Origin of the sequence: Erythrobacter sp. HI0063 (assembly GCF_001635685.1) — a bacterium.
In the GTDB taxonomy this organism is placed as follows: domain Bacteria; phylum Pseudomonadota; class Alphaproteobacteria; order Sphingomonadales; family Sphingomonadaceae; genus Qipengyuania.
Map to the genome: position 1 here is coordinate 1 of NZ_LWFF01000134.1, position 684 is coordinate 684.

Annotated in this window: 2 protein-coding genes; both read right to left on the reverse strand. The window is 62.3% G+C overall.

Translation table 11 applies throughout. The annotated features are described in order from the left end of the window. Positions 1-37 precede the first annotated feature (37 nt). Positions 38-337: a flagellar hook assembly protein FlgD gene (locus A3736_RS05475; RefSeq protein ID WP_067680224.1), complete on the reverse strand. Its 300-nt coding sequence runs from the start codon at positions 335-337 to the stop codon at positions 38-40. Beyond that, positions 337-684 (reverse strand): flagellar basal body rod protein FlgC (gene flgC, locus A3736_RS05480; protein ID WP_233999247.1); only part of this gene is annotated, 348 nt, incomplete at its 5' end. The genes A3736_RS05475 and flgC, both read right to left, overlap by 1 nt.

The following is a 684-nucleotide window of genomic DNA, read 5'->3' on the forward strand; positions in this document are numbered from 1 at the left end:
AAAAGGACATGAACTTACTCCTGTCGAGAAAAGGGGCTCAGAGGCCGGAAGCGGATTGAGCGGATTCGGTGGTGACGATCAGCTGGTCGAGCTTGTCCGCGATCCGCTCGAGCATTTCGTTGGTTTCGGCCGACCCGGCGAGCGCGGAAAACTGTGCCATCTGCGCCAGCATGTCCTTGTTATCGACCGGTTCGAATGGATCCTGCTGCTGCATCTGCACGGTCAGCAGCTTGAGGAAATCGCCCTGGCCAAGCGCGTCCATGCCGCGGCCCTGCGTCTGACCCAGCGCGCTGGATGCCGCATTGGAGATTGCGGGGTTGTTGGAGATGGCAACCATCACTTCATCCTCATCGTTTCAAGCATCAGCTGCTTGGCGGTCGAGAGGGCCTCGACCATGTTGGAGTACTGGCGCGAGGCTTCGAGCATCTCGACCATTTCGGCGTTCTCATCGACCGGGGCTTCCCAGACGTCGCCGTTCTCGTCGGCCAGGGGATGGCCGGGATCGTGGCGGCGGATCGGCGCGACATCTTCGCGCACCACGCCGCCCACGCGAACCGAGGACATGCCGGTGGCGTTGTTCAGTTCTTCGGCGAAGACCGTGCGCATCGGGCGGTAAGCTTCCGCCTCGCTGCCGGCGACCGAACCCGCATTGGCGAGGTTGGAAGCCGCCGTATTCATACGCAC